Annotated in this window: 17 protein-coding genes, 2 tRNA genes and 2 pseudogenes; 10 read left to right on the top strand and 11 right to left on the bottom strand. The window is 67.4% G+C overall.

Translation table 11 applies throughout. From position 1 onward, the window contains the following. Window positions 1-7 precede the first annotated feature (7 nt). From ACFJIX_RS26925 to ACFJIX_RS26900, 6 genes and pseudogenes are all read left to right on the top strand, one after another. Window positions 8-1558, top strand: a complete 1551-nt coding sequence (locus tag ACFJIX_RS26925) for a hypothetical protein (protein ID WP_377155703.1) — start codon at window positions 8-10, stop codon at window positions 1556-1558. Beyond that, a pseudogene (locus ACFJIX_RS26920) lies at window positions 1555-3765 on the top strand (DUF6531 domain-containing protein); the annotation flags it as partial. The gene ACFJIX_RS26925 and the pseudogene ACFJIX_RS26920, both read left to right, overlap by 4 nt. A gap of 184 nt (window positions 3766-3949) precedes the next feature. Further along, a pseudogene (locus ACFJIX_RS26915) lies at window positions 3950-4267 on the top strand (hypothetical protein); the annotation flags it as partial. Window positions 4268-4402: 135 nt separating this feature from the next. Then, on the top strand, window positions 4403-5659 hold the full coding sequence (locus ACFJIX_RS26910) for an RHS repeat domain-containing protein (protein ID WP_377162010.1): 1257 nt from the start codon (window positions 4403-4405) through the stop codon (window positions 5657-5659). A gap of 39 nt (window positions 5660-5698) precedes the next feature. Then, window positions 5699-6151, top strand: a complete 453-nt coding sequence (locus tag ACFJIX_RS26905) for a hypothetical protein (RefSeq protein WP_377155702.1) — start codon at window positions 5699-5701, stop codon at window positions 6149-6151. A gap of 153 nt (window positions 6152-6304) precedes the next feature. Beyond that, window positions 6305-7021 carry a hypothetical protein gene (locus tag ACFJIX_RS26900; RefSeq protein WP_377155700.1) on the top strand — a complete coding sequence of 239 codons (717 nt, stop codon included), beginning with the start codon at window positions 6305-6307 and terminating at the stop codon, window positions 7019-7021. A gap of 16 nt (window positions 7022-7037) precedes the next feature. On the opposite strand, the gene ACFJIX_RS26895 is transcribed toward ACFJIX_RS26900, so the two are convergent. The 4 genes from ACFJIX_RS26895 to ACFJIX_RS26880 all read right to left on the bottom strand — a co-directional run bounded on the left by ACFJIX_RS26895 (window position 7038) and on the right by ACFJIX_RS26880 (window position 11163). Continuing rightward, complete coding sequence (locus ACFJIX_RS26895) at window positions 7038-7565, bottom strand: phospholipase D family protein (RefSeq protein ID WP_377155699.1); 528 nt, start codon at window positions 7563-7565, stop codon at window positions 7038-7040. Between the two features lie 221 nt (window positions 7566-7786). Next, a complete protein-coding gene (locus tag ACFJIX_RS26890) occupies window positions 7787-8665 on the bottom strand; it encodes a hypothetical protein (RefSeq protein ID WP_377155698.1) in 879 nt (292 codons plus the stop codon). Window positions 8666-8930: 265 nt separating this feature from the next. Beyond that, window positions 8931-9007: transfer RNA gene (locus ACFJIX_RS26885), tRNA-Arg, on the bottom strand. A gap of 170 nt (window positions 9008-9177) precedes the next feature. Next, window positions 9178-11163 (bottom strand): OPT family oligopeptide transporter, encoded by a 1986-nt coding sequence (locus ACFJIX_RS26880; protein WP_377155696.1) that lies wholly within the window; start codon window positions 11161-11163, stop codon window positions 9178-9180. A 393-nt stretch (window positions 11164-11556) separates the two neighbouring features. Here ACFJIX_RS26880 and ACFJIX_RS26875 point away from each other — a divergent pair, with 393 nt between their 5' ends. Next, a complete protein-coding gene (locus tag ACFJIX_RS26875) occupies window positions 11557-13005 on the top strand; it encodes a putative bifunctional diguanylate cyclase/phosphodiesterase (RefSeq protein ID WP_377162008.1) in 1449 nt (482 codons plus the stop codon). A gap of 53 nt (window positions 13006-13058) precedes the next feature. On the opposite strand, the gene ACFJIX_RS26870 is transcribed toward ACFJIX_RS26875, so the two are convergent. Then, window positions 13059-13316 carry a hypothetical protein gene (locus ACFJIX_RS26870; RefSeq protein WP_377155694.1) on the bottom strand — a complete coding sequence of 86 codons (258 nt, stop codon included), beginning with the start codon at window positions 13314-13316 and terminating at the stop codon, window positions 13059-13061. Window positions 13317-13924: 608 nt separating this feature from the next. Between ACFJIX_RS26870 and ACFJIX_RS26865 the strand changes: the two genes are divergently transcribed. Then, entirely contained in the window at window positions 13925-14491 is a 567-nt protein-coding gene (locus tag ACFJIX_RS26865; RefSeq protein WP_377155693.1) for a hypothetical protein, read from the top strand. 135 nt (window positions 14492-14626) lie between these two features. Here ACFJIX_RS26865 and ACFJIX_RS26860 read toward each other — a convergent pair whose 3' ends face one another. Continuing rightward, window positions 14627-15730 carry an NADH:flavin oxidoreductase/NADH oxidase gene (locus ACFJIX_RS26860; RefSeq protein ID WP_377155692.1) on the bottom strand — a complete coding sequence of 368 codons (1104 nt, stop codon included), beginning with the start codon at window positions 15728-15730 and terminating at the stop codon, window positions 14627-14629. A 180-nt stretch (window positions 15731-15910) separates the two neighbouring features. Between ACFJIX_RS26860 and ACFJIX_RS26855 the strand changes: the two genes are divergently transcribed. Then, window positions 15911-16825, top strand: coding sequence for a LysR family transcriptional regulator (locus ACFJIX_RS26855; protein ID WP_377155690.1), 915 nt, complete (start codon window positions 15911-15913; stop codon window positions 16823-16825). A 55-nt stretch (window positions 16826-16880) separates the two neighbouring features. Here ACFJIX_RS26855 and ACFJIX_RS26850 read toward each other — a convergent pair. The 3 genes from ACFJIX_RS26850 to ACFJIX_RS26840 all read right to left on the bottom strand — a co-directional run bounded on the left by ACFJIX_RS26850 (window position 16881) and on the right by ACFJIX_RS26840 (window position 18965). Continuing rightward, a tRNA-Pro gene (locus ACFJIX_RS26850) sits at window positions 16881-16957 on the bottom strand. A gap of 105 nt (window positions 16958-17062) precedes the next feature. Further along, on the bottom strand, window positions 17063-18103 hold the full coding sequence (locus ACFJIX_RS26845) for a phosphotransferase (protein ID WP_377162006.1): 1041 nt from the start codon (window positions 18101-18103) through the stop codon (window positions 17063-17065). Between the two features lie 157 nt (window positions 18104-18260). Then, window positions 18261-18965 (bottom strand): Crp/Fnr family transcriptional regulator, encoded by a 705-nt coding sequence (locus tag ACFJIX_RS26840; RefSeq protein ID WP_088408218.1) that lies wholly within the window; start codon window positions 18963-18965, stop codon window positions 18261-18263. Window positions 18966-19201: 236 nt separating this feature from the next. On the opposite strand from ACFJIX_RS26840, the gene ACFJIX_RS26835 reads away from it, so the two are divergent. Next, window positions 19202-21301, top strand: a complete 2100-nt coding sequence (locus tag ACFJIX_RS26835; RefSeq protein ID WP_377155688.1) for a hypothetical protein — start codon at window positions 19202-19204, stop codon at window positions 21299-21301. 10 nt (window positions 21302-21311) lie between these two features. Here the strand turns inward: ACFJIX_RS26835 and ACFJIX_RS26830 are convergent, their stop codons facing one another. Next, window positions 21312-22481, bottom strand: coding sequence for a pyridoxal phosphate-dependent aminotransferase (locus ACFJIX_RS26830; protein ID WP_377155686.1), 1170 nt, complete (start codon window positions 22479-22481; stop codon window positions 21312-21314). Between the two features lie 8 nt (window positions 22482-22489). Beyond that, window positions 22490-23434, bottom strand: coding sequence for a CysB family HTH-type transcriptional regulator (locus tag ACFJIX_RS26825; RefSeq protein WP_088408215.1), 945 nt, complete (start codon window positions 23432-23434; stop codon window positions 22490-22492). Window positions 23435-23439: the final 5 nt, after the last annotated feature.

Raw genomic sequence — 23439 nt, 5'->3', positions numbered from 1 at the left:
GGTGGCCATGGCCATCAATCCGGTGCAGCGCCGGCTCGCGGAGCTGCTGCAGCACTGGCAGGCGTTCATCGCCCTGCCGGACAAGCGCCTGCTGCTGTGGCAGGTGGCGGACGGCGGCCAGCGCATGCTGGACGCCTTCTTCGAGATGCAGCGGCACGAGGACCCCGACGGCGGCGCCACGAGCGGCGCCAGCGGCGATACCTTCATCGTCTTCGACGCGCCCTTCGAGCAGGCCATCGGCTACTCGCGTGCGCTCAAGGAGACGCTCGCGGGCCAGTACGCCGCGAGCCACGACGAGCTGCGCAAGGCCGGGCAGGTGCCGGACTGGCGTTTCGAGCCGGACGAGGTTCCCGACACCGCCGCCGCGTTCGTGCGGGCGCTGGCGTCGCTGGCCGGGCATCACGCGGTGTTCGGGCATCTGGTGGCCGTGCTGTCGCCCGCGGGCGTGAGCGACGACGAGGCCTGGGCCGCCTGGGTGACCCGGGTGCTCGAGGCCGGCGTGCCCGAGGGCGTGCGCCTGCTCGTGCCCGACGTCGACGGCGCATCGCGCCTGGAGCGCCTGGCGGAAGCCGATCACCCCGAGGTGCTGGTGCAGGCGCTGTCGCTGGATGCCTGGTCCATCGCACAGGAGACCTTCGCGCAGGAACCCGCGGTGGGGCCGGGCGGCGTGTTCCGCAATCTGCTGACGGGCCTGTTCGCGCTCGCCGAAAAGGGCTCGGCCGATCAGGTGCTGCTGAAGGCGCGGGATGCCCTGGCCTTCGCGCATCGACAGGGCTGGCCCGACCAGGAGGTGGCGGTGCGGCTGCTGACGGCCGGCGTGATGCTCAAGGAGCGGCGCTGCGACGAGGCCGTCAACCACTACCGGCATGCGCGGACCTCCGCCGAGGCCGCGCGTGCCGCCGGGCATCCGGCGGGCGGTCAACTGGTGCTGCAGACGTGGTTCGGCGAGGCCGCGGCCCTGCTCGCGGCCGGGCAGCCGCAGGCGGCCGCGCCGTGCTACCAGGCCGCCGAGCAACTGGCCGCCGACCTGCCGAACCCGCTGATGCGCATCGAGGCGCTGCGCATGGGCACGTTCTGCCTCGCGCGCGCCGGGGACACCGAGGCCGCGTTGGCGTTCGGGCAATCGGCGCTGACGGTCGGAGAGAAGCTCCGGCCTGCATCGCGGCCGATGACGACCTTGCCGCTGCATTGTTTCGAGATGCTGCGGCTCATCGAGCCCGAGCGCGCCGGTCGCATCGAGGCGATCCGTCATGCGCTCGAACACGAACAGACGCACAGGCGAGGGCGCCTGGACGCGCAGGCCGCGGCGCTGGAGGCGTCGTCCGACGTCGCGGCCTTGCGGCATGTCGAGCAGCAACACCTGGACGAGCGCGAGGCCCTGGCGCTGCAGGCCCAGGAAGGCGCGGACCGTGAGGCGGCCGGTGGCGACGCCGCGTTCGTCGCGCTGTTCGCGCAGGCGCGCAGCCTGTTCGGGCCGACGTGGCCGGTCGTCATGCACGGCGCGATCGGACCCGGCCCGGGACCGGGCGCGGCAAAGGCCGAAGGAGTCGCCGCATGAGCCTTTCCGCCAAGCACGGTGACCCGCAACTGGGCATCGACATCCACCTGTGCACGACGCCGGCGGGACCGATCCCGCTGCCCACGCCCCACCTGTCGGTGGTGTTCGATCCCTTCGACTACCTGCCCTTCATCGGCGCGACGGTGAAGGTGATGGGCATGAAGCGGGCGACGGCGGGCACGTCGGCCATCGTCGTGCACATCCCGCCGGGTTTCCCCTTCGCCCCGATGATTCCGGAGAAGGACGACGAGCTGTTCATGGGCAGCGCCACCGTCGTGGCGGACGGCGATCCGATGTCGTACCAGGCGCTGCCGGTGCTGGGCTGCCAGGTGGCCGGCATGCCCAGCCCGCTGCGGCCGAAGAAGAAAAAGCTCAAGCTGCCCAACCTGCTGCCCACGAGCTTCAACCTGGCGATCCCCAACACGGTGAAGGTGGGCGGCGCGCCGACCATCTCGATGGCGGGCATGATCGCGCGCGGCGCCTTCGCGGGACTGGGCAAGCTGGCCAAGTCCCGGCTCGGCAAGGCGCTGGGCGCCCGCTTCAAGAAGTTCCGGCAGAAGCTGTTCAAGAACATGGACCCCGGCTTCCTGAAGTGCAAGGTGCTGCGCGCGGAGCCGGTGAACATCCTGACGGGGGAGGTCAGCGTCGAGCAGAGCGACTTCCGCCTGCCCTGGCGCGTCCCGCTGGAATGGGGGCGCAGCTACGCCTCGGGTCGCGAGCGTGTCGGCGCCTGCGGCGTCGGCTGGGAGAGCCCCGCCGATGCGCGGCTGGAGATCGACGCGGCCGACGGCAGCGTGGTGTTCCTGCATCCCGACGAAGGACCGGCGCTCTTCCCCGCGCTGCCCGTCGAGCCTGGCGACGCGGCGGCGGTGCTGGAGCTGATGGACGGCGCGCGGCTCAGCGATCACGGCGACGAGTGGCGCGTGCGCACCAAGGGCGATCTGGTCTATCACTTCCCGAAGTCGCTGGCCGTCCTCACGGCCGAGGACGTGCGGGAAGTGCCGCTGGGCCGCGTCACCGACCTGTGCGGCAACTGGCTGCTCTACGAATGGGTGGAAGGCCGGCTGAGCGCGATCCGCGAATCGGGCGGGCGCCACCTGCTGGTCGAGTACGTGGGGCGCTTCATCCGGGCGCTCTCGCTGTACGTGCCCGAGGCCGACTTCAGCCACACCTTCGTGACCTACGAGCACGACGAGGCGGGCTGCCTCGTGGCGGTCCGCGACGAGCTGGACCACCCCTACCGCTTCGCCTACGACGGCCGCCACATGGTGCGGCATACCAACCGCACCGGGCTCTCGTTCCACTACGAGTACGACAAGAGCGGCGACGCGTGGCAGGTGGTCCACGCGTGGGGCGACGGCGGGCTGTACGACTACCGCTTCGCCTACTGGCCGGCGATCCACGAGGTGCGCATCACCGATTCGCTGGGGCAGGTGTCCACGGTCCAGTGCGACGAGAACGGCCTGCCCATCCTGGAGATCGACCCGCTGGGCGGGCGCACGATCTTCGAGTACGACGAGGTGGGCCGCACCACCGCCGTGGTGGACGCGGCCAACCGACGCACCGAGTACGTCTACGACGAGCGCGGCAACCTGCTGCGGCTCACGCGCCCGGACGGCAGCGCGATGGCGGTCGAGATGGATGCGCGCGACAAGCCCGTGGCCATCACCGATCCCAACGGCGCGAGCTGGCGCCAGCGCTGGGACGAGCGCGGACTGCTGGCCGAGCAGATCAGTCCGCTGGGCGCGGTGACGCGCTACGAATACAGCGGGGACGGACTTCTGCTGGGCGTGACCGATGCGTTGAAGGCCACCACGCGGCTGGGCTACGACACCGACGGTTATCTGGTCAGCGTGCGGAATGCGCTGGGGCAGGTGACCCGGCTCGAGCGCGACCTGCTGGGCAACGTGCTGGGGCGTTCCGATCCGCTGGGACGCGGCACGCGCTACCGCTACGACCGCAAGAGCCGGCTCGTCGAGGCGAGCTTGCCGGCGGGCACGCGCATCCGCTGTGCCTACGACGCGCAGGACAACTTGACGCACCACGAGGACGAGAACGGCGCGCGCACGAGCTTCGAGTACTTCGGGCAAGGACTGATCGCCAGGCGCCACCAGCCCGACGGGCATGTGGTGCAGTACCACTACGACACGGAAGAGCAACTCGTCGGCGTGAGCAACCAGCGCGGCGAGATGTACGAGCTCAGGCGCGACGCGCTCGGACGGGTGGTCGAGGAGGTGGACTACTGGGGTCAGGTCACGCGTTACGGCTTCGATCTCTCCGGGCATCTGAAGCAGAGCGTGGATCCACTGGGTCGGGGTCATCGAGTACACGACGGACAAACTCGGGCGTGTCCGGCGCAAGCGATTCGAGCATCCGTTCGCGGCGGGGCGGATGTTCGAAGAGACCTTCGACTTCGATGCCAACGGCAATCTCACCGCATGCGCGAACGAGCATGTCACGGTGCAGCGGACGCTCGATGTCGAAGGGCGTCTGGTCGAAGAGAAGCAGGGCGACTTCGTCGTCAGGAACGACTTCGATGCGCTGGGGCGCCGCATCCGCCGCGAGACCAGCGCGGGCAACACGATCGCCTACGAGTACGACGTGCTCGGGCAGCCGACGGCCATCCGCATCAACGACGAGCCGCCGATCACGATCGAGCGCGATGCGGCGGGGCAGGTGGTCAAGGAGACGCTGTCGCCGGCGTTGGAGCGGCAGTACCAGTACGACGGCGAAGGCCGCCTCACGGGGCAGGGCGTCAGACGCGAGGCCGAGTGGCTGTTCAGCACGCAGTACGCCTACGACTCGGTGGGCAACCTCACGCATCGCAAGGACAGCCAGTACGGGGTGGACCAGTTCCGCTACGACCCGCTGGGGCAGATCGTCGAGCATGTCGATCCGCAGGGCAAGCTCAAGCGCTTCTTCCACGACCCGGCGGGGGATCGCCTGACGACCGGCGTGAAGCAGGCAGAGGGCCCATGGCGGCGCGAAGGCTGGTGCGAGGGCGTGCATTACCGCTTCGATGCGGCGGGCAACCTGGTCGAGCGGCGTGACGAGCGGGATCTGGAAACTGCGCAAGCCGCGGAGGCGCCGAAGACGCTCGCGTTGGCGTGGGATGCCAACCAGCGCCTGGTGCGCAGTCGCGCGAGGCCGACGTTCGGCGGCGTCGAAGCGGAAACGGTTGAAACCGTCTACGGCTATGACCCGTTGGGGCGGCGTGTTTTCAAGCGCACCAACGACCAGACGACTCGGTTCGGCTGGGATGGCGATTCGCTGGTTGCCGAGGGCTCGACCGAGTCATGGCGCGAGTATCTCTATTACCCCGGTGGCTTCGTACCGCTGGCCTTGGTGGATGGGAAGAACAGCTATCGCTATCACACCGATAGAAATGGCTGCCCCACGCGGCTGACGAAGGATGACGGGCAGGTCGTATGGGCAGCTCGTTCCGAGGCTTGGGGGCGGGCGAACGTTCTGATCAACCGTCTCGACAATCCAATACGGCTGCAGGGGCAGTACGAGGACCGCGAAACCGGACTGCATTACAACCTCTGCCGCTATTTCGATCCGATTAGCGGTTCTTTTATCTCTCCCGACCTGCTCAAGCTGGCTGCAGGGCTTAATTTATATAAGTTTGCGCCCAACGCGCTGGTGTGGATCGACCCGCTCGGCCTCTCTCCCCTGGATATCGGCCAAGTTGGCAAGCATGGGCATCCCATCAACTCCAGGGTTGAGTATGGAGATAATATTTCGTACTTGGTTGAGGGGTCGAAACCATCGACGAAGGGACGATTGGTGGGATGGCATTATTATGAGAATCCGGGTCATCATGACCCAAATAGGAATGCCCCCCTCCGAGGGGCGGTGGATTACAATCCAAACAAGAGCGTCCTGCCGGCCAATCATGTGGAGCTATTCCAGGGTAGTGTCTTCTTTGAGGGTAATCGATGGGCGAAGGACAGCGATGGAAACTTCCATCAGTTCCAGGATAGCGGAGATTTCCACTTCCATTGGGCCGGATCAACCAATGGGGAGACGAAGAAGGGTAAAAAGCTGGGGAAGGTTGTTGACCAGAAAGTCAAAGCGCTCTTTGCAGGTTGCGGGTGATTGATCATGAAAAATATTGGTGATATTCGGAGATTCTCGATGGAAGTCGGGTCGTTTGATCCGGTCAATCCATCGATGCGTGTGGTGAATATCTATGTGGCTGGGACGAACATCAGTGAATTTGACAATACTGTCTATATTCCTCAGTTCGTCACGTCCATCCGGCGGGCTTCTGAAGCACTGAAGCAGAAAATCGACTACGCGAAGTACGACGCTGTCTTCTTCGATCATTCGATTGAGGAGGCGTATCGGCTCCTTGCCCAGGATGAAGGTGAGCTGTTCAGTGCATGTCGCGTCCTGGACTTCGGAGCCACCACGGATGGGTCACTCAGCTTCCTGATTCCTCGCCGCAATCGGCTGTATCTGGCCAGTCAGGTCAGTCCTGGGGATGAAGCCGAGCAGATGTCGCCGCTCATCACCGAGATCACGGCCTACGAAATGATTCGAGTCATGGAATTGACGGCCGAGGCGCTCGGCTCGTCCTCGTCATGACAAATAGGATTGATCTCGGCAGGGCGACTCGCGAAGTGCGGATACTGGCGGGTGATCGAAATGACTTATGTAGTTTTTCCGAGGCTTTCAGTACCGCTGTTGGACTTCCATCTTGGAGATGGGCGATCCGTCTCGCTGGTGAAGGTCGACGACATGAGTTTCGTCCACGATGCTCCCAAGCTGGCGAACTTGGCTCTGGGCGAATGCTTTGATTCTTCAGAGAACCGCGCTGGTGGCGCGCTTTCCTTTTCGAAGAAGTTTTCGACTGCCGGCCGGGCGGAAATCGTCAGTCAGCCATTCGGGCTGTTGAATTGCGTTGTAGTGGAGGCGGGAGAAGAATTCGCATCCGTCAGCCCGGCCGAGTGGCAAGGCTTGATGCAGGTGTGTGTCGAGCGAAAGCTCAGGACCAAGAAGGGACGTCCTGTCGATCCACGGGACCTGGACTCGACGGCTGGCGTCTTTGTGATGGACAGCCATTCGCCGACGATCCAGTCCGCCGCCGAGATCCACGGCGAGGGAAGCATGAAGATCGGGTTCGTCCGGTTCCGCGGGATCTATCGACCGGGGTCGGAAGGTCTGGATGACGCGGTACTGATCGGACGTGTCCTGAACATGTTCTCTGTCATGACCGACCCGGACGGCATGGTCGTCGACCTCTCCGACTTGGACTATCAATACGGAAATGATCTGCAGGTCGGGACCTACAAGTTCCGTGGCGCGCGGTCGCCGATCGTCGTGATCGCGAAACCCAACCAGGTGGATGCTTACCGAGGTGCCGGCATCCATTGCATCGTGAGCGACCGCCGCGCGGCAATGGTGTTGGCGGCGGAGCGAGCCGCGGAATGGGCGCAGGATCGCGCGGCGCGCTGACGGCTGGCAGCCACCATCAGGGCATGGGCGGAGGAGGTGCCTTGTCGGGAAGCGCTTTGGCGTCGTACGGCTTGCCGAGGTCCCACCGTGACTGCCAGTGCGCGACGTACTGGCGGACGATCTCGGGCGCGTTGCGGATCACCACGACGTTCTCCGAGTTGAGCGTTTCCGCCGACGGCGCGAAGTTGAACGAGCCCGTCTCCACCGTGTGGCCGTCCACGATGATCGTCTTGTCGTGGTGGATGTGGAAATGGTCGTTGGTGCGCAGCTCCACGCCCTTGCTCGTCACGAAGTCCATGGCCCTCTTGCTCGGCTTGTTCTGGTTGCGCTTCCTGTCCACGACCACCTGCACCTGAACGCCGCGCTGTCTGGCATCGACCAGCGCCTGCATGATGTCGGGCGCCTGGAAGGCATAGGCCAGGATCTGGATGCGCTCCTTTGCGCCGCTGATGGTCTCCAGCACGAGCTGTCGCGCCGAACCCTCGGGCGAGAAGCCGACCTGGATCTCGGGTTCGGCATGAGCGGCAAAGGAAACGCTCAGCAAGGCTGCGAGCGCGAGGCATCGAATCGGTGTCAAGGGAGGTCCCCCGTTGCTTCAGATGGCGACAGCGCCGCGCTGATGGCAGCAGCTCGACCGGCGACGAGGCAATGCAAGAACTGTCGGGTGGGCAGCGGCGAAAACACGTCGCGCGGCGGGCGCGGCCCCACCGCTTGCGTGAAACAGTTGAGAGTCAATTGGGGAGAAGCATTGCGACAGCAGATCGCTCAAACCCTCACCCAATCTTCGGTCAACGATTGCTGGGTGGGCGCTTTGGGCGCTTCCCCCGTGTCGAAGAACCGTGCCATGCATGGACCGCCGTTGTGGCCGAAGGTGGTGTTGAAGTCTTGCTGATCAAGCTGATTGGACAGGTCGTAGAGCCTGCCATTCTGGCCGTCGATCACATGGATCGCCCCACTATCCGCGCGCACCACATTCATCGCGTGATTGTCCTTTGCCTTGCGCTGCGGCACGCTGATGATGCCGCGCCGACCCGGCTCGATTTCCGCCTTGATCATCTCTTCAATGCTGACTTGCGCTTTGACGGCCTTGGGATCGTTGTTCTCGTGCGGCAGGTTGGCTGCAGACGTGTCGGTGGCCACCCAGAATTTCGCTGGCGTTCCAGAGGCGAGTGCCTCGAGGTTTTGATCAACGGCCTTCGAACAATACACGCAGTTTTGCCTCAATGCCTTTGGACCGCCCATCAATGCACCAATCCCATTGGAAATCGCCCCAGTGTAGTAATTCGGATTGACGTTCCGCGCGACAAACATCAGCGACTCTGCGTTACCACCTTGGGCGGCCGCTGCAAATGACGTTACCTGGCTCGGCTTCTCCGCGATCCCCTCGAAAAAATTCGCAGCCTGTCGCAGGTTCGGCGTAGCGCTGGCACCTGTGCCTGGTGCCCTGGACGACGATGGGAGGCTGACGCGACTTCCGGTCGGGCTTGATCGTGGCGAGACCCGTGTCGGCAGGCCATGGGGATTGCCGGTGGATCGAACGCTCTCGCCAGAAGTTCGAGCAGGCGCATCTGCGGCTGTGGCGGGGGCCGAAGACAACGCGGGGTTGACGCTGCCAGGTGGGTTGTTGATGGGGCGGCTTTGCATTCGAAAATGATATCGGCGGTCCTCCCGTGAGTTCGGCCGTGAGGAGCGAACGATTGGCTGGACATGCGAACCCGTCTGCGCCAACTGTCCGCCTTGGACGCCGGCCACTGAAGACTCGGACGGGGGCTGCAAAAGCAAGGCCTGCGAACTGGCCGAACAGTGCGATGCGGGCTGTGCAGCCGCGCTGACAGGACGGTGAGTTGGACGCTGTCCAACTTCGCGGCTTCGGCGGCTGACGTCTCGAGCCACAAGTGCTTGATCTGCATGGCCTGCCCGGAGGGACTCGAACCCCCGACCTGCTGCTTAGAAGGCAGCTGCTCTATCCAGTTGAGCTACGGGCAGACTTAAATCGGTAGACCGACGGCCCGCGTCCAGAATGACGTCGGGCCCTTCGGAAAGCGTTCCCACGCCTGCCGAAGGGCCCGAATTGTGCCATGCGATGCGCCGTTACCGGCGCCCGTGGAATGGTTCGATATCGATCTTTGTCCGATCGACTGTCGATAAGCTCAAACTCAGATCAGCACGTTGACGATCGCGTTGCCGATGCCCATCAGCGCCGCGCCCGAGATCAGGCCCGCGCAGATCGGCTCGCAGCCGTCGACCCAGCGCTTCCAGCCCTTGGTGCCCGGCGTCTTGTAGAGCTTGCCCATGACGAAGAACATCATGGCGCCGACCCACATCGCGAAGGTCGACTCCGGCGGCAGCACCACGCCCAGGCCGATCGCCACCGACGACAGCGGGAACTTGCCCTTGGTCGCCATCTTGATCACCTCGATCACCACCGCGCAGATCGCCGCGATCGCCATCGTGATCAGCGCCGACGCCGGCAGGCTGTGCAGGCCGTTGGCGATGATCTCCGCCACGCCGCGCCATTGCACCGCGGCCGGCATCGAGAACTGGTCCGAGATGATCGTCGCCGTCGTGCGCACGCCCTCGGCGTTCTTCGGCACGAACAGCAGGAAGAACAGCGGCACGCAGAACAGCACGCCCGCCACCACGCCGATGATGTGACCGATCGCCTGGTGGCGCGGCTTGCCGCCCAGCATGTAGCCCGGTTTGATGTCGCTCAGCAGGTTGGCCGCGTTCGACGCGATCTCGGCGGTCATCCCCGCCGGCACCAGGTTGGACGCCGGGTTGGAGCGGTCGATCGCGCCCATCGTGAACTGCGTGATCTTGGACAGCGCGCCCGTGGGCGTCCACGAGGTCAGCGCCATCGAGTTCGTGCAGATCACCGTCAGCACGAAGATCAGCGGCAGCGAGATCAGCGCCATCAGGAAGGGCACGCCGAAGAACGCGTGCGAGGTCCACGCCGCCAGCACGCCGAAGACCGGCACGCCGACGTAAGAGATCCACAGCGGCACCTCGATGTGGTTCAGCAGGTCGCTGCCTTCGCTCTGGCCCGCGGGCTTCTTCTTGAAGACCTTGAACACCGCCAGGAACAGGTCGGGCTTGGCCAGCAGCGTCGTCAGCGAGCCTGCGACCATCATCGCCACGCCCCACCACATCGACCACTGGTTGACGATCTCCACGCGCGAGATCGGGATCAGCGCGCCCGTCGGGCCCACGCGCTGCACGATGTCGCCGGCCTGGATCATGATCGGGGCCAGCACCACGAAGTTGACGAAAGCGCCCAGCAGGCAGCTCGTCGCCACCGCGATGCCCATCAGGCCGCCCACGCCCAGCATCGCCGCGTCCAGCGTCAGGCGCAGGCCCAGCGCGCGGATGTCGGTGCCCAGGATCTTCGGGATCCAGATCTCGGCCTTGGCCGCCAGGCCGTAGTAGTACTGGTCCAGTCGCTCGTGGAAGGTCCAGGGCTCGGTCATGCCGGCCCACTGGTCCATGCGCAGGATCTTGAACTGCAGCAGCTTCATCCAGCCGTCGCTCACCACGGCCTGGTACAGCGCGGCGCCGCCGGCGACCTTGGCCAGCAGCTTGGCCTTGTACATGCCTTCGCCGCCCTCGCCGGTGTACAGCGAGTCCAGCACCACGCCGCAGGCGCGGCCTTCAGGGAAGGGGAGCTGGTCCTCGTTGATGAAGCGCCGCTTCATCGGGAAGGCCACCAGCACGCCCAGGATCGCGATCACGACCATCCAGACCATCATCTGCCACCACGGCACGATGTGGTCCACCACCAGCATGTACGCCGCCAGCGACGAGAACAGCGGCGACACCACGTAGCCCGCGGCCGTCGCGATGGACTGGGTGCAGTTGTTCTCGAGGATCGTGTAGTCCGAGGCCCAGCCCAGCGTCGCGAAGATGCGGAACATCGCGAAGGCCAGGATCACCGAGGTCAGCCCCACGCCGACGCTGATGCCGGTCTTGCCGCCGATGTACAGCGAGGTCGCCGCCAGGATGCCGCCCAGCATGAAGCCGGTGAAGCCGGAGCGCAGCGAGAGCTGCGCCATGTCGCCGCGAAAGACGTTCTTGAACCACCACTCGTCCTTCTGCGCGCGCGACCAGGTCTGCACCTGCTCGTCGGTCAAATGCTGTAGCGCCATGCTGTGCTCGATCTTTCCGGGTTCGTTCCCGTTGCCCCGCCCGCCTCCCGGCTCGTGACCAGGAGAACAGGAAAAAGGCGCTGTTTTGAAACAAAAAAACAGCGCGCATTGTCTCTGCCTGACATCGTGCTGACAGGTCCGTGCGCATGGGGTTTCCACCTATCGGTGCTTGCCCATCGCGCCTATCGCCCCTGCGGGTGGGGTGTCGCGCGAACGCCGCGCCGCGCCGGCCCCTCTCGCGCGCAAGGCCCGGCCCCCGCCGAGTTCGTCACGCCCTCCGGTCGCCGCTGGTCAGACCTGCCCCCGCATTCCGGTGCTGAGATCGCACGGAAGCGCATTCAGCGCCTAGCATGCGTACTTCCCCCGCCGATTCCGGAGCCGTTGTTGACGCTGATGTGGGTTCTCCTGGGCGTCCTGCTGGGCGTCGCGCTGACCTTGGCCCTGCTGATGGCGGTCCAGGGCCGGCTCGGTCGTGCCCGTCGCCGGCGCCAGCGGGACCGCCTCACGGGCCTGCTGCTGGCGCGCCGCTTCGAGGATGAGTTCGCCGCGATGCTCGAGGGCCTCCAACGCCGCGAAGGGCAGGGCTGCCTGCTGTACATCGGACTGGACGGCTTCCGCCTCGTCAACGACGAGCACGGGAAGGAGTTCGGCGACCACCTGCTGGTCCGCACCGCCGAGCGCCTGCGGCAGATCGGCGGCAAGAAGGCCCTGGTCGGACGGCTCGCGGGGGATGAGTTCGCCCTCTGGAGCGAGGTGTCACCGTCGCAGACCGATGCACTGGTGCGCCAGGTGCTCGAAAGCCTGGGCCAACCCGTGGTGATCGGCACGACGCCGCTGCGCACGGGACTGTCGGTGGGCGTGGCGATGTCGCCCGAGCACGGCAGCTCGATCCGGCTGATCCGGCGCGCGCAGACGGCGATGCGCTCGGTGAAACGCCTCGGGGGCAATGGCCATGCGTTCTTCGACGCGGTGCAGGAAGAGGAACTCCGCGAGGAGTTGACGATGGCGCGCGAGCTGCGCGAGTCGATCAAGAACAAGGAACTCGAGCTGGTCTATCAGCCGAAGATGGACGCGAAGACGATGCAGGTCACCGCGGTGGAGGCGCTGCTGCGCTGGCGGCATCCGACGCTGGGCATGGTGAGCCCGTCGCGCTTCATCCCGATCGCCGAGCGCTACGGCGTGATCGACGCGATCGGCGACTGGGTCGCCGATACCGCGCTGACCCAGGCCGCGCGCTGGCGCGAGATGGGCCTGCGGATGCGCGTGGCGATCAACGTGTCGGGTTACCAGATGCGCTCGGACGACTTCATCCTCCGGCTCGAGAAGGGCCTCAAGAAGCACCGTCTGCGGCCCGAGCGCTTCACCTGCGAGATCACCGAATCCGTCGCGATGGAACACGCCACCGTCACCGGGCGCGCGTTCAAGCGGCTGGGCGCGCTGGGCGTGCATGTGTCCATCGACGACTTCGGCACGGGGTACTCGAGCCTGGCCGCGCTGCGCCAGTTGCCGGCGCAGGAGCTCAAGATCGACAGCAGCTTCGTCGCCGACGTGGCGACCAGCGTCGAGGCGCAGGCCATCGTGCGCGCCGTCATCGAGATGGCACGGGTCCTGCACCTGAAAGTCGTCGCCGAGGGCGTGGAGACGCCGGCGCAACGCGACCAGCTCGTCGCGATGGGCTGCGACGAGCTGCAGGGCTTCCTGTTCGCGAAGCCGATGTCGGCCTTCGCGATCGAGGTGCTGGCCTCGGATTCGGGCAAGGCCGCGAGCGGTCACACCGAGGGCTTCCGGCCGTCGATCTTCGTCGAGACCGCGGCGGTGCCGCTGGACGTGGCGAGACGCTGAACCATGGCCGACGACACCCATCGCCAACTGCAATGCGTCGTCGATGATTTCGGTCAGGTCGTGGGCGTGCAGCAGCGCGCGTTGATGCCGTTCCCCGCGCCGACCGCCAACGCGCTCGAGTCCGAGGTGTCGACCGGAACGCTGCTGACGCCGCCGAACGTCGTGGCCGGCGCCTTCGAGATGCCGTTGACCTCCGGCCCGTCCGCGCCGCCGCCGACGTTCTGGCCGAAGAAGCGCAACCTCGGGCTCTTCACGACGGCCGCCGCCGCGGTGACCGCGCTGACCGGCGGCGCGACCAAGACCAACGACACCGCCGATCCCTACATCGGCAACACCGCGGCCAGCGCCTATCCGGCCAACATGGGCACGAGCCCGCTCATCACCCTGGGCTCGGGCGGCGCCGTCACGGCGATCCCGAGCGCGGTGCCGCTGACCGCGCTCAACCTGACGGGCTGCAACGTCTACCTCGCCTTCAAGGTGCTGCCGGGCGGCGCGTCCGGCCCGGGCAGCATCACGGCGGGCGTGCGTCTCTACACCGGCGGGACGGTCAACGCGAGCGGCGGGAACTACCTGCAATGCACGCGTGTGAACTGGAACGCCACGCTCGAATGGCAGGTGCTGGGATTTGCGATCGAGGACTTCGTGGCCGTGGGCGCCGCCCAGCTGAGCGACATCACGGCGATCACGCATGCGGGCGCGCGACTCGGCGGTGTCACCGTCAGCACGCAGATCGCGCTGGGCGGGCTGTTCATCTGTCCCAAACAGCTGGGCCGTGCCGCCGCGGTGATCGCCTTCGACGACTGCCGGGCCGACACCTGGACCGACGCCTCGTTCGAGATGGCCAGGCGCGGCTTCCCGGGCTCGCTGTTCCCGGGCGCGGTCGCCGCGATGCTGCGCGCGGGTCCCGGACCAGTTCCAGATGAGCGTCGCGCAGATGCAGAAGCTCTGCCGGCTGCACGGCTGGCAGGTCGCGTCCCAGGCCTGGTCGACGGAGAACCCCTCGTTCGGCGGCAGCCAGGCGATGTCCGAGATGGCGTCGCAACGCGCCTTGTGGGTGGCGCTGGGGCTCAACGGGGGAGGGATGGGCTCCTACTTCTCCAACAACTCGCCCAACGCGCTGGACTGGAAGGCGGCGCGCAGGACCAACTTCCCGATGGGGATGCGCGGGTTCAACGTCGGTGCCAGCGGCTCCATCACCGCCAAGGCCGTGCTGCCGGAGACCTTCCCGATCGCCGATCCGAACTACGTGACGGCGTTGGGCATCGACCTGAACGTCAACACCGGCGCCGACCTGATCAACTTCGCGAGCTATGCGGCGGCCAGCCGGGGGCTGGCCATCTTCGTCTTCCACGTGATCCCGGCGGGCAACGCGGCGCAGTTCGCGAAGTTCACGGCGCTGCTGGACTACCTGGACAGCCGCCGGGACGCGATCGAGGTCTGCACCTATGAGCGCGCGATCCAGCAGGGGTATTCGTATCCGCTTTGACGGGGACCGAGCGCCCGCCGGGCATGCCGGTACCCCCGTCCGCTCAATCTCCTCCTCGCCGCTCGGAATTCGCTCCCGGGGGTACCGGCATGCCCGGCTCCGTGCACGATCGTCAGGGCGTTCGTCGAGGGGGACTCAACCGCGTTGCGGTTGATAGCGCTCCAGCCAGTGCGCGTACGGCGCGGGCAGCACCCAGGTCGGCTTGTCCTTCTTCAGCTCCTGCGCGGCCTGGTAAGGCCAGTGCGGGTTGGCCAGCAGCGCGCGTCCGATCATCACCAGGTCCAGCTGTCCGTCGGCCAGGGCCTGTTCGGCCAGTTGCGGCGTGTGGAAGCCCCAGGCGGCCGCGACCGGCAGAGCGGCTTCGCGACGCACGCGTTGCGCGATCGGGCCCAGGAAGGCCGGGCCCCAGGGGACCTGCGCCTCCGGCGTCGTGAAGCCGACGCTGACGTTCAGCAGGTCGAGGCCCTCGGCCTTCATCGCCCGCGTCAGGCCGATGGCTTCGGCCAGTGTCTGCTCGTCGCGGCCGTCGTATTCGATCACGCCGAAACGGGCCGTCAGTGGCAGATGCTCGGGCCAGACCTTGCGCACGGCGCGCAGCGTCTCCAGCAGGAAGCGGCCACGGTTCTCGGCGCTGCCGCCGAACTCGTCGTCGCGCCGGTTGGCGTGGACGGAGAAGAAGCTCTGCGCCAGATAGCCGTGAGCGAAGTGCAGCTCCAGCCAGCGGAAGCCGGCGTCGCGGGCGCGCACCGCGGCGGCGACGAAGTCGGCCTGAACGCGGGCGATGTCGTCCTTGTCCATGGCCTTGGGCACCTGCGGCAGGCCCTTGCCGTAAGGCACGGCGGAGGGCGACAGCGTGGCCCAGCCGCGCGGATCGCCGGCGGCGATGTGGTCGTCGCCTTCCCAGGGCTTGTGGGCGCTGGCCTTGCGCCCGGCGTGGCCGATCTGGATGCCGGGCACGGCGCCGGCGGCGGCGATGGACGCGGCCACGCGGGCGAGGCCGGTGGCTTGTTCATCGTTCCACAGACCCAGGCAGGCTGGCGTGATACGGTCTTCCGGCGAAACGCCGGTGGCCTCGACGATCACCAGGCCCGCGCCGCCGCGCGCCAGGCCGGCGTAATGCGTGAGGTGCCAGTCGTTGACCAGGCCGTCGGTGGCGCTGTATTGGCACATCGGCGGCACGGCGATGCGGTTGCGCAGGACGACGTCCTTGAGGGTGAATGGAGAGAACAAGCTGGACATGGAGACCTTGATCGGAAAAGCGGGAGCCGCCGGAGGGAGGGGGAGGAGGGGGGGAAAGGGGGGAAGAGGGCGCAGGGAAAGACCTGCGGAGACGGCAGTCTAGAAAGTCGGACCCATAATGAAAAGTACTGCGGCCTTATCACCGCGATAAGATTTTCTTATGTTCGAGCCGAGTACCCCATGCTGAATCCCCAATGGCTGCGCAGCTTCGCCACCCTGGCGCGGCTGGGCAGCTTCACGCGCGCCGCCGAGGCGCTGGACCTGACGCAGGCGGCGGTCAGCCAGCACGTGCGGCATCTGGAGAGCTCGCTGGGGCCGCTGCTGATCCGCCGCCCGCGTGCGATCGAGCTGACTCCGGCCGGCAAGGCGACGCTGGACTACTGGCGCGAACTGGACGAGGCCGACCAGCGCCTGCGTGGCCGACTGGCCGACGAGGACGCCTGCCAGGGCGAGGTGGGCATGATCACGCCGGGCGGCATCGGGCTGTTCGTGTACCCGCACTTGCTGGACCTGCAGGCGCAACGTCCCGGACTGGTGGTGCGGCATCGCTTCGCGCCCGATCCCGACGTGCTGCAGGCGGTGCTGGACAACCGCTATGAACTGGGCCTGGTGACGCTGCGACCGGACGATGCGCGGCTCGCCAGCTGCGCCTTCCTGGAAGAGCCGTTGGAACTCGTGCTGCCGGCGGCGGAGAAGTGCGCGGAGTGGGACGACCTGCGCCGCATCGGCTTCATCGATCATCCCGACGGACAGGCGATGGCCGGGCGTCTGTTGAGCCGTCACTTCCCCGGCTCGCCGGGCGTGCGCGACCTGCCGGTGCGTGGCTTCAGCAACCAGATCGGCCTGCTGCTCGAGCCGGTGGCGCGCGGTCTTGGATTCACGGTGCTGACGCAGCATGCGCGCCGCGCGTTCCCTCGCCAGGACGAGATCCGGGTGCTCGATTGCGGCTCGCCGGTGGTGGACACGCTGTGGCTGATCCATCGCGCCGAATGGCCGCTGTCGGCGCGCGCGCAGCACGTGGTCGAGCATCTGCGCAAGACCGTCGGCGCGATGGCGCCGAAGCTGGCGAGTCCGAAGCGGACGTCGTCGAAGTAGTTCGCCAAAAGGAAAAGCCGCAAGGAGCAGGACTCCTCGCGGCTTTCGAGATGGTTGGTCGGGGCGGCGGGATTCGAACTCGCGACCCTCTGCTCCCAAAGCAGATGCGCTACCAGGCTGCGCTACGCCCCGACTGAGCCTTGCATTCTAGCCTGAAAATCTGCCCGCTCCGGAACTCGTGACCCTCTGCTCCCAAAGCAGCGGGTCGAGGCGCGATCGCCGCCGCTCGTTTCGCGCTCAGCCCGACAGCTTCTGCGCGAACTGCCAGCCCAGCTCCGCCATCGGCTTCGCGCCGGCACCGGCCTCGCGGGCCTGCTGGCTGGACGCGGTGCCGTCCTCGACGCGTTTGGCGATGCCCTGCAGGATCGCGCAGATGCGGAACAGGTTGTAGGCGAGGTAGAAGTTCCAGTCCTTCATCACCGTCGCCGCGTCGCCGCGGCCGGTGCGCTCGCAGTAGCGGCGCACGTAGTCCAGCTCGCTCGGGATGCCCAGCGGCGCCAGGTCCACGCCGCCCAGGCCGCGCGCCGCGCCGCTCTTGCGGATGTGCCACGACATGCAGTGGTAGCTGAAGTCCGCCAGCGGATGGCCCAGCGTCGACAGCTCCCAGTCCAGCACCGCCAGCACGCGCGGCTCGGTCGGGTGGAAGACGAGGTTGTCCAGCCGGTAGTCGCCGTGGACGATGGCGACCTCGCGCTCGTCGCGCGCCGACTCGGGGATGTGCGCCGGCAGCCACTCGATCAGGCGGTCCATCGCCTCGTTCGGGCCGGTGATCGTCGCCTGGTACTGCTTGCTCCAGCGGCCGATCTGGCGTTCGAAGTAGTTGCCCGGCTTGCCGTAGCCCTCCAGCCCCAGCGCGCGGAAGTCCACCCGGTGCAGCGCGGCGATGACGCGGTTCATCTCCTCGTAGATCGCGCTGCGTTCGTCGGTGGACGCGCCCGGCAGCGTCTGGTCCCACAAGACCCGACCCTGCATGAACTCCATGACGTAGAACGCGCGGCCGACGATGGATTCGTCCTCGCACAGCGCCAGCATGCGCGGCACCGGCACGTCGGTGCCGGCGAGGGCGCGCATCACGGTGAACTCGCGCTCGATCGCGTGCGCGGACGGCAGCAGCTTGGCCACCGGCGCCGGCTTGGCGCGCATCACGTAGGTCGCGCCCGGCGTGATCAGCTTGTAGGTGGGATTGGACTGGCCGCCCTTGAACTGCTCGATCGTCAGCGGGCCGGCGAAGCCGTCGATCTCGCGCGCCAGCCAGGCGGCGAGCGCCTGGGCATCCATCGATTGCGAAGGGGCACGGGTGCCGGTGAAAGCATCGTCCACAAGGTCTCCTGAAGTTGTCGTGATTCGTGATCCGAGCGTCCTGGAGACCGGGTCGACCCCGTCGACCGTGTCGACCCCGTCGACCGTGTCGATTGTGTCGACGTTCCCCCGACGCTCAGCGGTTGGCGATGGCCAGCAGCTTTTCCTTGCTCAACACCACCAGCCGGGTCGGCTCCACGCGCACCGCGCCTTCGCGCTCGAAGCCCTTGAGCTCCTGGTTCACGCGCTGCCGCGAGGCGCCCAGCAACTGCGCCAGGTCTTCCTGCGCCAGCTGCAGGCCGATGCGGACCTCCTCGCCCTGCGATACGCCGTAGCTGCGCGCCAGCAGCAGGATCTGCTTGGCCAGCCGCGAGGCGAGGGGTCGGGTGTTGAGGTCCTCGACCTGGTCGAACATCAGCCGCAGGCGGCGGCAGTTCAACCGCAGCAGCGCCTCGTAGAGCTCGGTGTGGCGTTGGAGCAGATCGCGGAAGTCGGGCTTGCGGATCACCAGCAGCGTGGTCTCGCCATGCGCGCTGGCGTCGTGCGTGCGCGGCAGGCCGTCGAAGAGGGCGATGTCGCCGAACCAGATGCCGGGCTCGACGTAGGTCAGCGTGACCTGCTTGCCCGACAGCGAGACCGAACTCACCCGCACCGCGCCCTTGGCCACGCCGATCCATTCCTCGGCCGGTTCGCCGCGCACCGACATCAGTGCGCCGTCGGTGAGGCGTCTCACGGTGGCGCGCGCCAGAATGTCGCTGCGCAGCGGCAGTGACAGTTTGGAAAACCACGGCCCCGTCTCGATGTTGTTGCGTTCGGAAATTGTAAGAACCGAGCTGTTCATGCTTTGTCGCTGGCGTGACAAGCCAGCGGTCTCCTGAAATGTGCGGATGGACCGCGTGCGTCGCGGCTTCTTCCGGCTTATTGTGAGGGACCCGCGGCATGCCCGTGGGCGCCGCGACCATCCGCGCATGATGCGCGGGCGATGCGCATCCGGGGGAGGAAGGGGCGCTTTTCCGGGTTTGTCCCTGTAAGCGCCGTGCTAGAGTGAAACGCACACCAACAGCAACAACAGCGGGAATGGATCGAGATCATCACGACCCGCGCGGCGCGTTGCCGCCGCACAGCGTTCTCGTGCTTGCCATCCTCATGATGTCGGCGCCGGCCTGGAGCCTCGGTGTCGGCCGCCCCCAGGCGGCATCGTCATTGGGCCAGCCGCTGAACCTGCTGTTCCCCGTCCAGCTCAACCCCGGCGAGACCGTCACGCCCGAGTGCGTGCGCGCGGAAGTCAGCGCCGGGGAGAACGCGCTGGCCACGTCGGGCCTGCACTGGCAGGTCGAGGGCGACGGCGCGCGCGTCACCGGCGTGCGGCTGCGCAGCGCGCAACGCATCGACGAGCCCATCGTCTCGGTGCAGCTCAGCGTGGGTTGTCCGGCGCGGCTGACACGCCAGTACACCGCCTTCATCGACCCGCCGGGCCTGAATGGCGAGCCGATGGCCGACGCCGGCCCGCCGCCCGCGGCGACCGTGTCGCCCGCGCTGCAGGCTCTGCAGGAGAACCAGCAGGCACGGCCGCCAGAGGCGCCGGTCCCCCGTCCGTCGACACCGCGCGTCGGCAGTGAGCTGGCGATCGCCGCCGCGGCAACGCCTGGTGCCTCGGGCAGCACGGCCGAGCGGCCACGTCGCCCCCAGCGTCGTACGGCGGAGGCAAGTCCTGGCACCGACGGCGTCCGTTCGAACCCGTCGCGTGAGGCGCGTCAGAGCCAGAACCGCACCCAGGCGCGCGACGCCCGCGTGGTGCGGGCTCCGACGCCGCGCCTGTCGCTGGAACCCATGGAAGCGCTGCAGCCGACGGCACCCGCGCTGCTGGCCGCCGAGGCCGCCGCCAGTGCCGCGAGCGCCGCCGAGGACGCGCGCCAGCAGATGCTGGCGATGCAGAAGCAGCTCGCCGACATGCAGGCCGAGCAGAAGCGCACGATGGCCGCGATGACCACGCTGCGCCAGGAGTTGCAGGCCGCGCGCGAGCATGCCGCGAGCGGGGGCAACGCGTCGTCGTCCGTCTGGGTACTGGGCCTGAGCCTGCTGAGCCTGGCGCTGGCCGCGAGCAGCCTGCTGCTGTGGCGCAGCAACCGCGTGCAGAAGCGTGAAGCGGGCCAGCATTGGCTGGGCGACTCCCGCCACGATCTGCAAGGGGCCGAGACGGTGTTGCCGCCGGTGCCGACCGGTCCGTCCCCGTTCACGCCCACCGATCCGCACAGCTCGCCGGTGCCGTTGATGTCGCACCTGTCGAGCGACGGTCCGGTGGCGTCCCTGGCGCCGTCGACGATCCCGATGCCGCTGAGCCTCAACGAGGAGCCGACCCGTCCCGCGCCCTTGATGTCGCCCACGCCGCCCGCGTCCTCCGTCCAGCGGCCGGCCCGGGCGCCGACCACGGCGGCGGACGACGCGCTCGACGCCCTGGCCGCGCTCGATGCGCTGGAGCCGCTGAGCCTGCAGTTCGAGCGCGGCGATACGCGGCCGGCACCGCTGTCGGCCGACCTGGGCGTCGGCGGTGTCACCGTGACGGTCGAGGAACTCATCGACCTCGAGCAGCAGGTCGACTTCTTCATGGTGCTGGGCCAGGACGACGCGGCGATCGAGCTGCTGTCCTCGCGCCTGAACCACCGCGACGCGGCGAGCGGCCTGCCGTTCCTGAAGCTGATGGAGCTCTATCAGCGTCGCGGCGACCGCGAGGCCTTCGACCGCGTCGGGGCGCGCTTCGCCGAGCAGTTCCACGCCCGTGCGCCGTCGTGGAGCGACGACCTGAACCAGGGCGAGGCGCTGGAGACCCACGGGGAACTGATCGAGCGGCTCGAGGCCGCCTGGTCCGATCCCGAGGGCAGCATGAGCCTGTTGCAGGACCTGCTGTCCAACCACCAGGAGTACAGCGGGGACCTGGGGCTGCCGGCCTATCGCGACCTGTTGCTGCTGTACGCGGTGGCGCGGGACCGCGCCGAGCACGAGATCGACGGGTCGTCCATCGACGTCGTGCTGCCGCTGGATGCGACCGCGCCGGCGGACCAGATGGCCACGATGGTCTGGCAGTCGCCAGCCGCGTCGCGGACGCCACTCACGCAGTCGGTGGATCTGGATCTGTCGCTCGTCGAGGACGACGCGCCACGCGAGCCCAAGGGACGCTGATCGTCCTGGCTCAGATCTTCTTCAGGCGCTCCAGCGCGAGGTCCAGGGTCTCGTCCTTCTTCGCGAAGCAGAAGCGGATGACCTTCGCGTCGCTGCCGCCGCCGTAGAACGCCGACAGTGGAATCGCTGCGACGCCGATCTCGCGCGTGAGCCACTGGCTGATCTCCATGTCGCCCATCGCGGCCAGCGGCGCCGGCAGCGCGCTGTAATCGACGCACTGGAAGTAGCTGCCGGGGCAGGGGCGCAGCACGAAGGCCGAGCCCGCCAGTCCGGCGCGGAAGCGGTCGCGCTTGCGCTGGTAGAAATCGCTCAGGCCCAGGTAGGGCGCGGGGTCACGCATGTAGGTCGCGATGCCGTGCTGCATCGCGGAGTTCACCGTGAACACGTTGTACTGGTGGACCTTGCGGAACTCCGCCATCAGCGGCGCCGGCGCGGTCACGTAGCCGACCTTCCAGCCAGTCACGTGGTAGGTCTTGCCGAAGCTCGACACGACGAAGCTGCGCGCGGCCAGTTCCGGCAGCCGCGACACGCTCTGGTGCGTCTGGCCGTCGTAGACCATGTGCTCGTAGACCTCGTCGCTGATCACCAGCACGTCGGTGCCGTCCAGCAGTTCGGCGAGCTGGCGCAGTTCGTCCGCGCTCCAGACGGCGCCGCTGGGGTTGTGCGGGCTGTTGATCATGATCGCGCGGGTGCGCGGCGTCAGCGCGGCGCGGAGGCGGTCGAAGTCGGGACGGAAACTCGCCGGATCCAGCGGCACCGGCACCCTGACGCCGCCGGCCAGCGCGATGTTGGGCGCGTAGCTGTCGTAGGCCGGCTCCAGCACGATGACCTCGTCGCCGGGATGCACGATCGCGAGCAGCGCCGTCAGGATCGCCTGCGTCGCGCCGGCGGTGACGGTGATCTCGGTGTCCGGGTTGTACGAGTGCCCGTAGAGCGTCTCGATCTTCGCGGCGATCGCCTGGCGCAGCGCCGGCACGCCGGGCATCGGCGGGTACTGGTTGTGGCCGGCGCGCATCGCGGCGTCGACGGCGTCCAGCAGCGCCGGATCGCCTTCGAAATCAGGGAAGCCCTGGCCCAGGTTGACCGCCTGGTGCTGCTGCGCCAGCGCCGACATGACGCTGAAGACCGTCACGCCCAGCTGGGGCAGGCGGCTCGCGGGAACGGGAGTGTGAATGCGCATGGTGGGGCTCACAAATCGTAGTCGCTGGCCTCGCCGCTCATCGCGCGCTGCAGCAGCGTGCGATTCAGGCGATCGGACAGCAGCTCGGCGAAGCTGTAGACGTAGTTGCGCAGGTAGGCGCCGCGCTTGAAGGCGATGCGCGCGACGTTCTGTCCCAGCAGGTGACCCAGCGGTCGCGAGACGAGTTCCCCGCCGGGCGGGTCCTCGCGCACCGCCATCTCGGCCACGATGCCCACGCCCAGTCCCAGCCGGACGTAGGTCTTGATGACGTCGGAGTCGATCGCCTCCAGCACGATGTTGGGCTTGAGCTGGCGTTGCGCGAAGGCGCGGTCGATGCGGGTGCGGCCGGTGAAGCTCGGGTGGTAGGACACCAGCGGCTGCGCGGCCAGGTGCTCGAGGTCGATGCGTTCGAGCTGCGCCAGCGGATGCTCGGCGCGCATCACCAGCACGTGCTGCCATTCGTAGGCGGGCAGGGTGACGAGCTCCTCGAACTGCGACAGCGACTCGGTCGCCAGGCCGACGTCGGCCGTCTCGTCGATCAGCATCTTCGCGACCTGGTCCGGACTGCCCTGGTGCAGGCCGATGTTGACCTGCGGGAACTGCTTGCGCAGCTGCGTGACCGGGCCCGGCAGCACGTAGCGCGCCTGCGTGTGCGTCGTGGCGATCGACAGCGTGCCGACATCCTGCTTGGAGTACTCCTCGCCGATGCGCTTGAGGTTGCCGACCTCGCGCATGATGATCTCGATGGACTTCAGCACCTGGCGGCCGGGCTCGGTGATGCTGCGCAGCCGCTTGCCGTGGCGCGAGAAGATGTCGACGCCGAGCTCCTCCTCGAGCTCCAGGATCGCCTTGGAGACGCCCGGCTGCGAGGTGTACAGCGCCTTGGCCGTCTCGGTCAGGTTGAGGTTGCGGCGCGCGGCCTCTTGGACGAAGCGGAACTGGTGGAGGTTCATGGCGG

Origin of the sequence: Roseateles sp. UC29_93, assembly GCF_042695725.1 — a bacterium.
GTDB lineage: Bacteria > Pseudomonadota > Gammaproteobacteria > Burkholderiales > Burkholderiaceae_C > Roseateles > Roseateles noduli_A.
The sequence above is the reverse complement of the archived record's forward strand: the minus strand, read 5'-3'. Positions and strand labels throughout refer to the sequence as shown.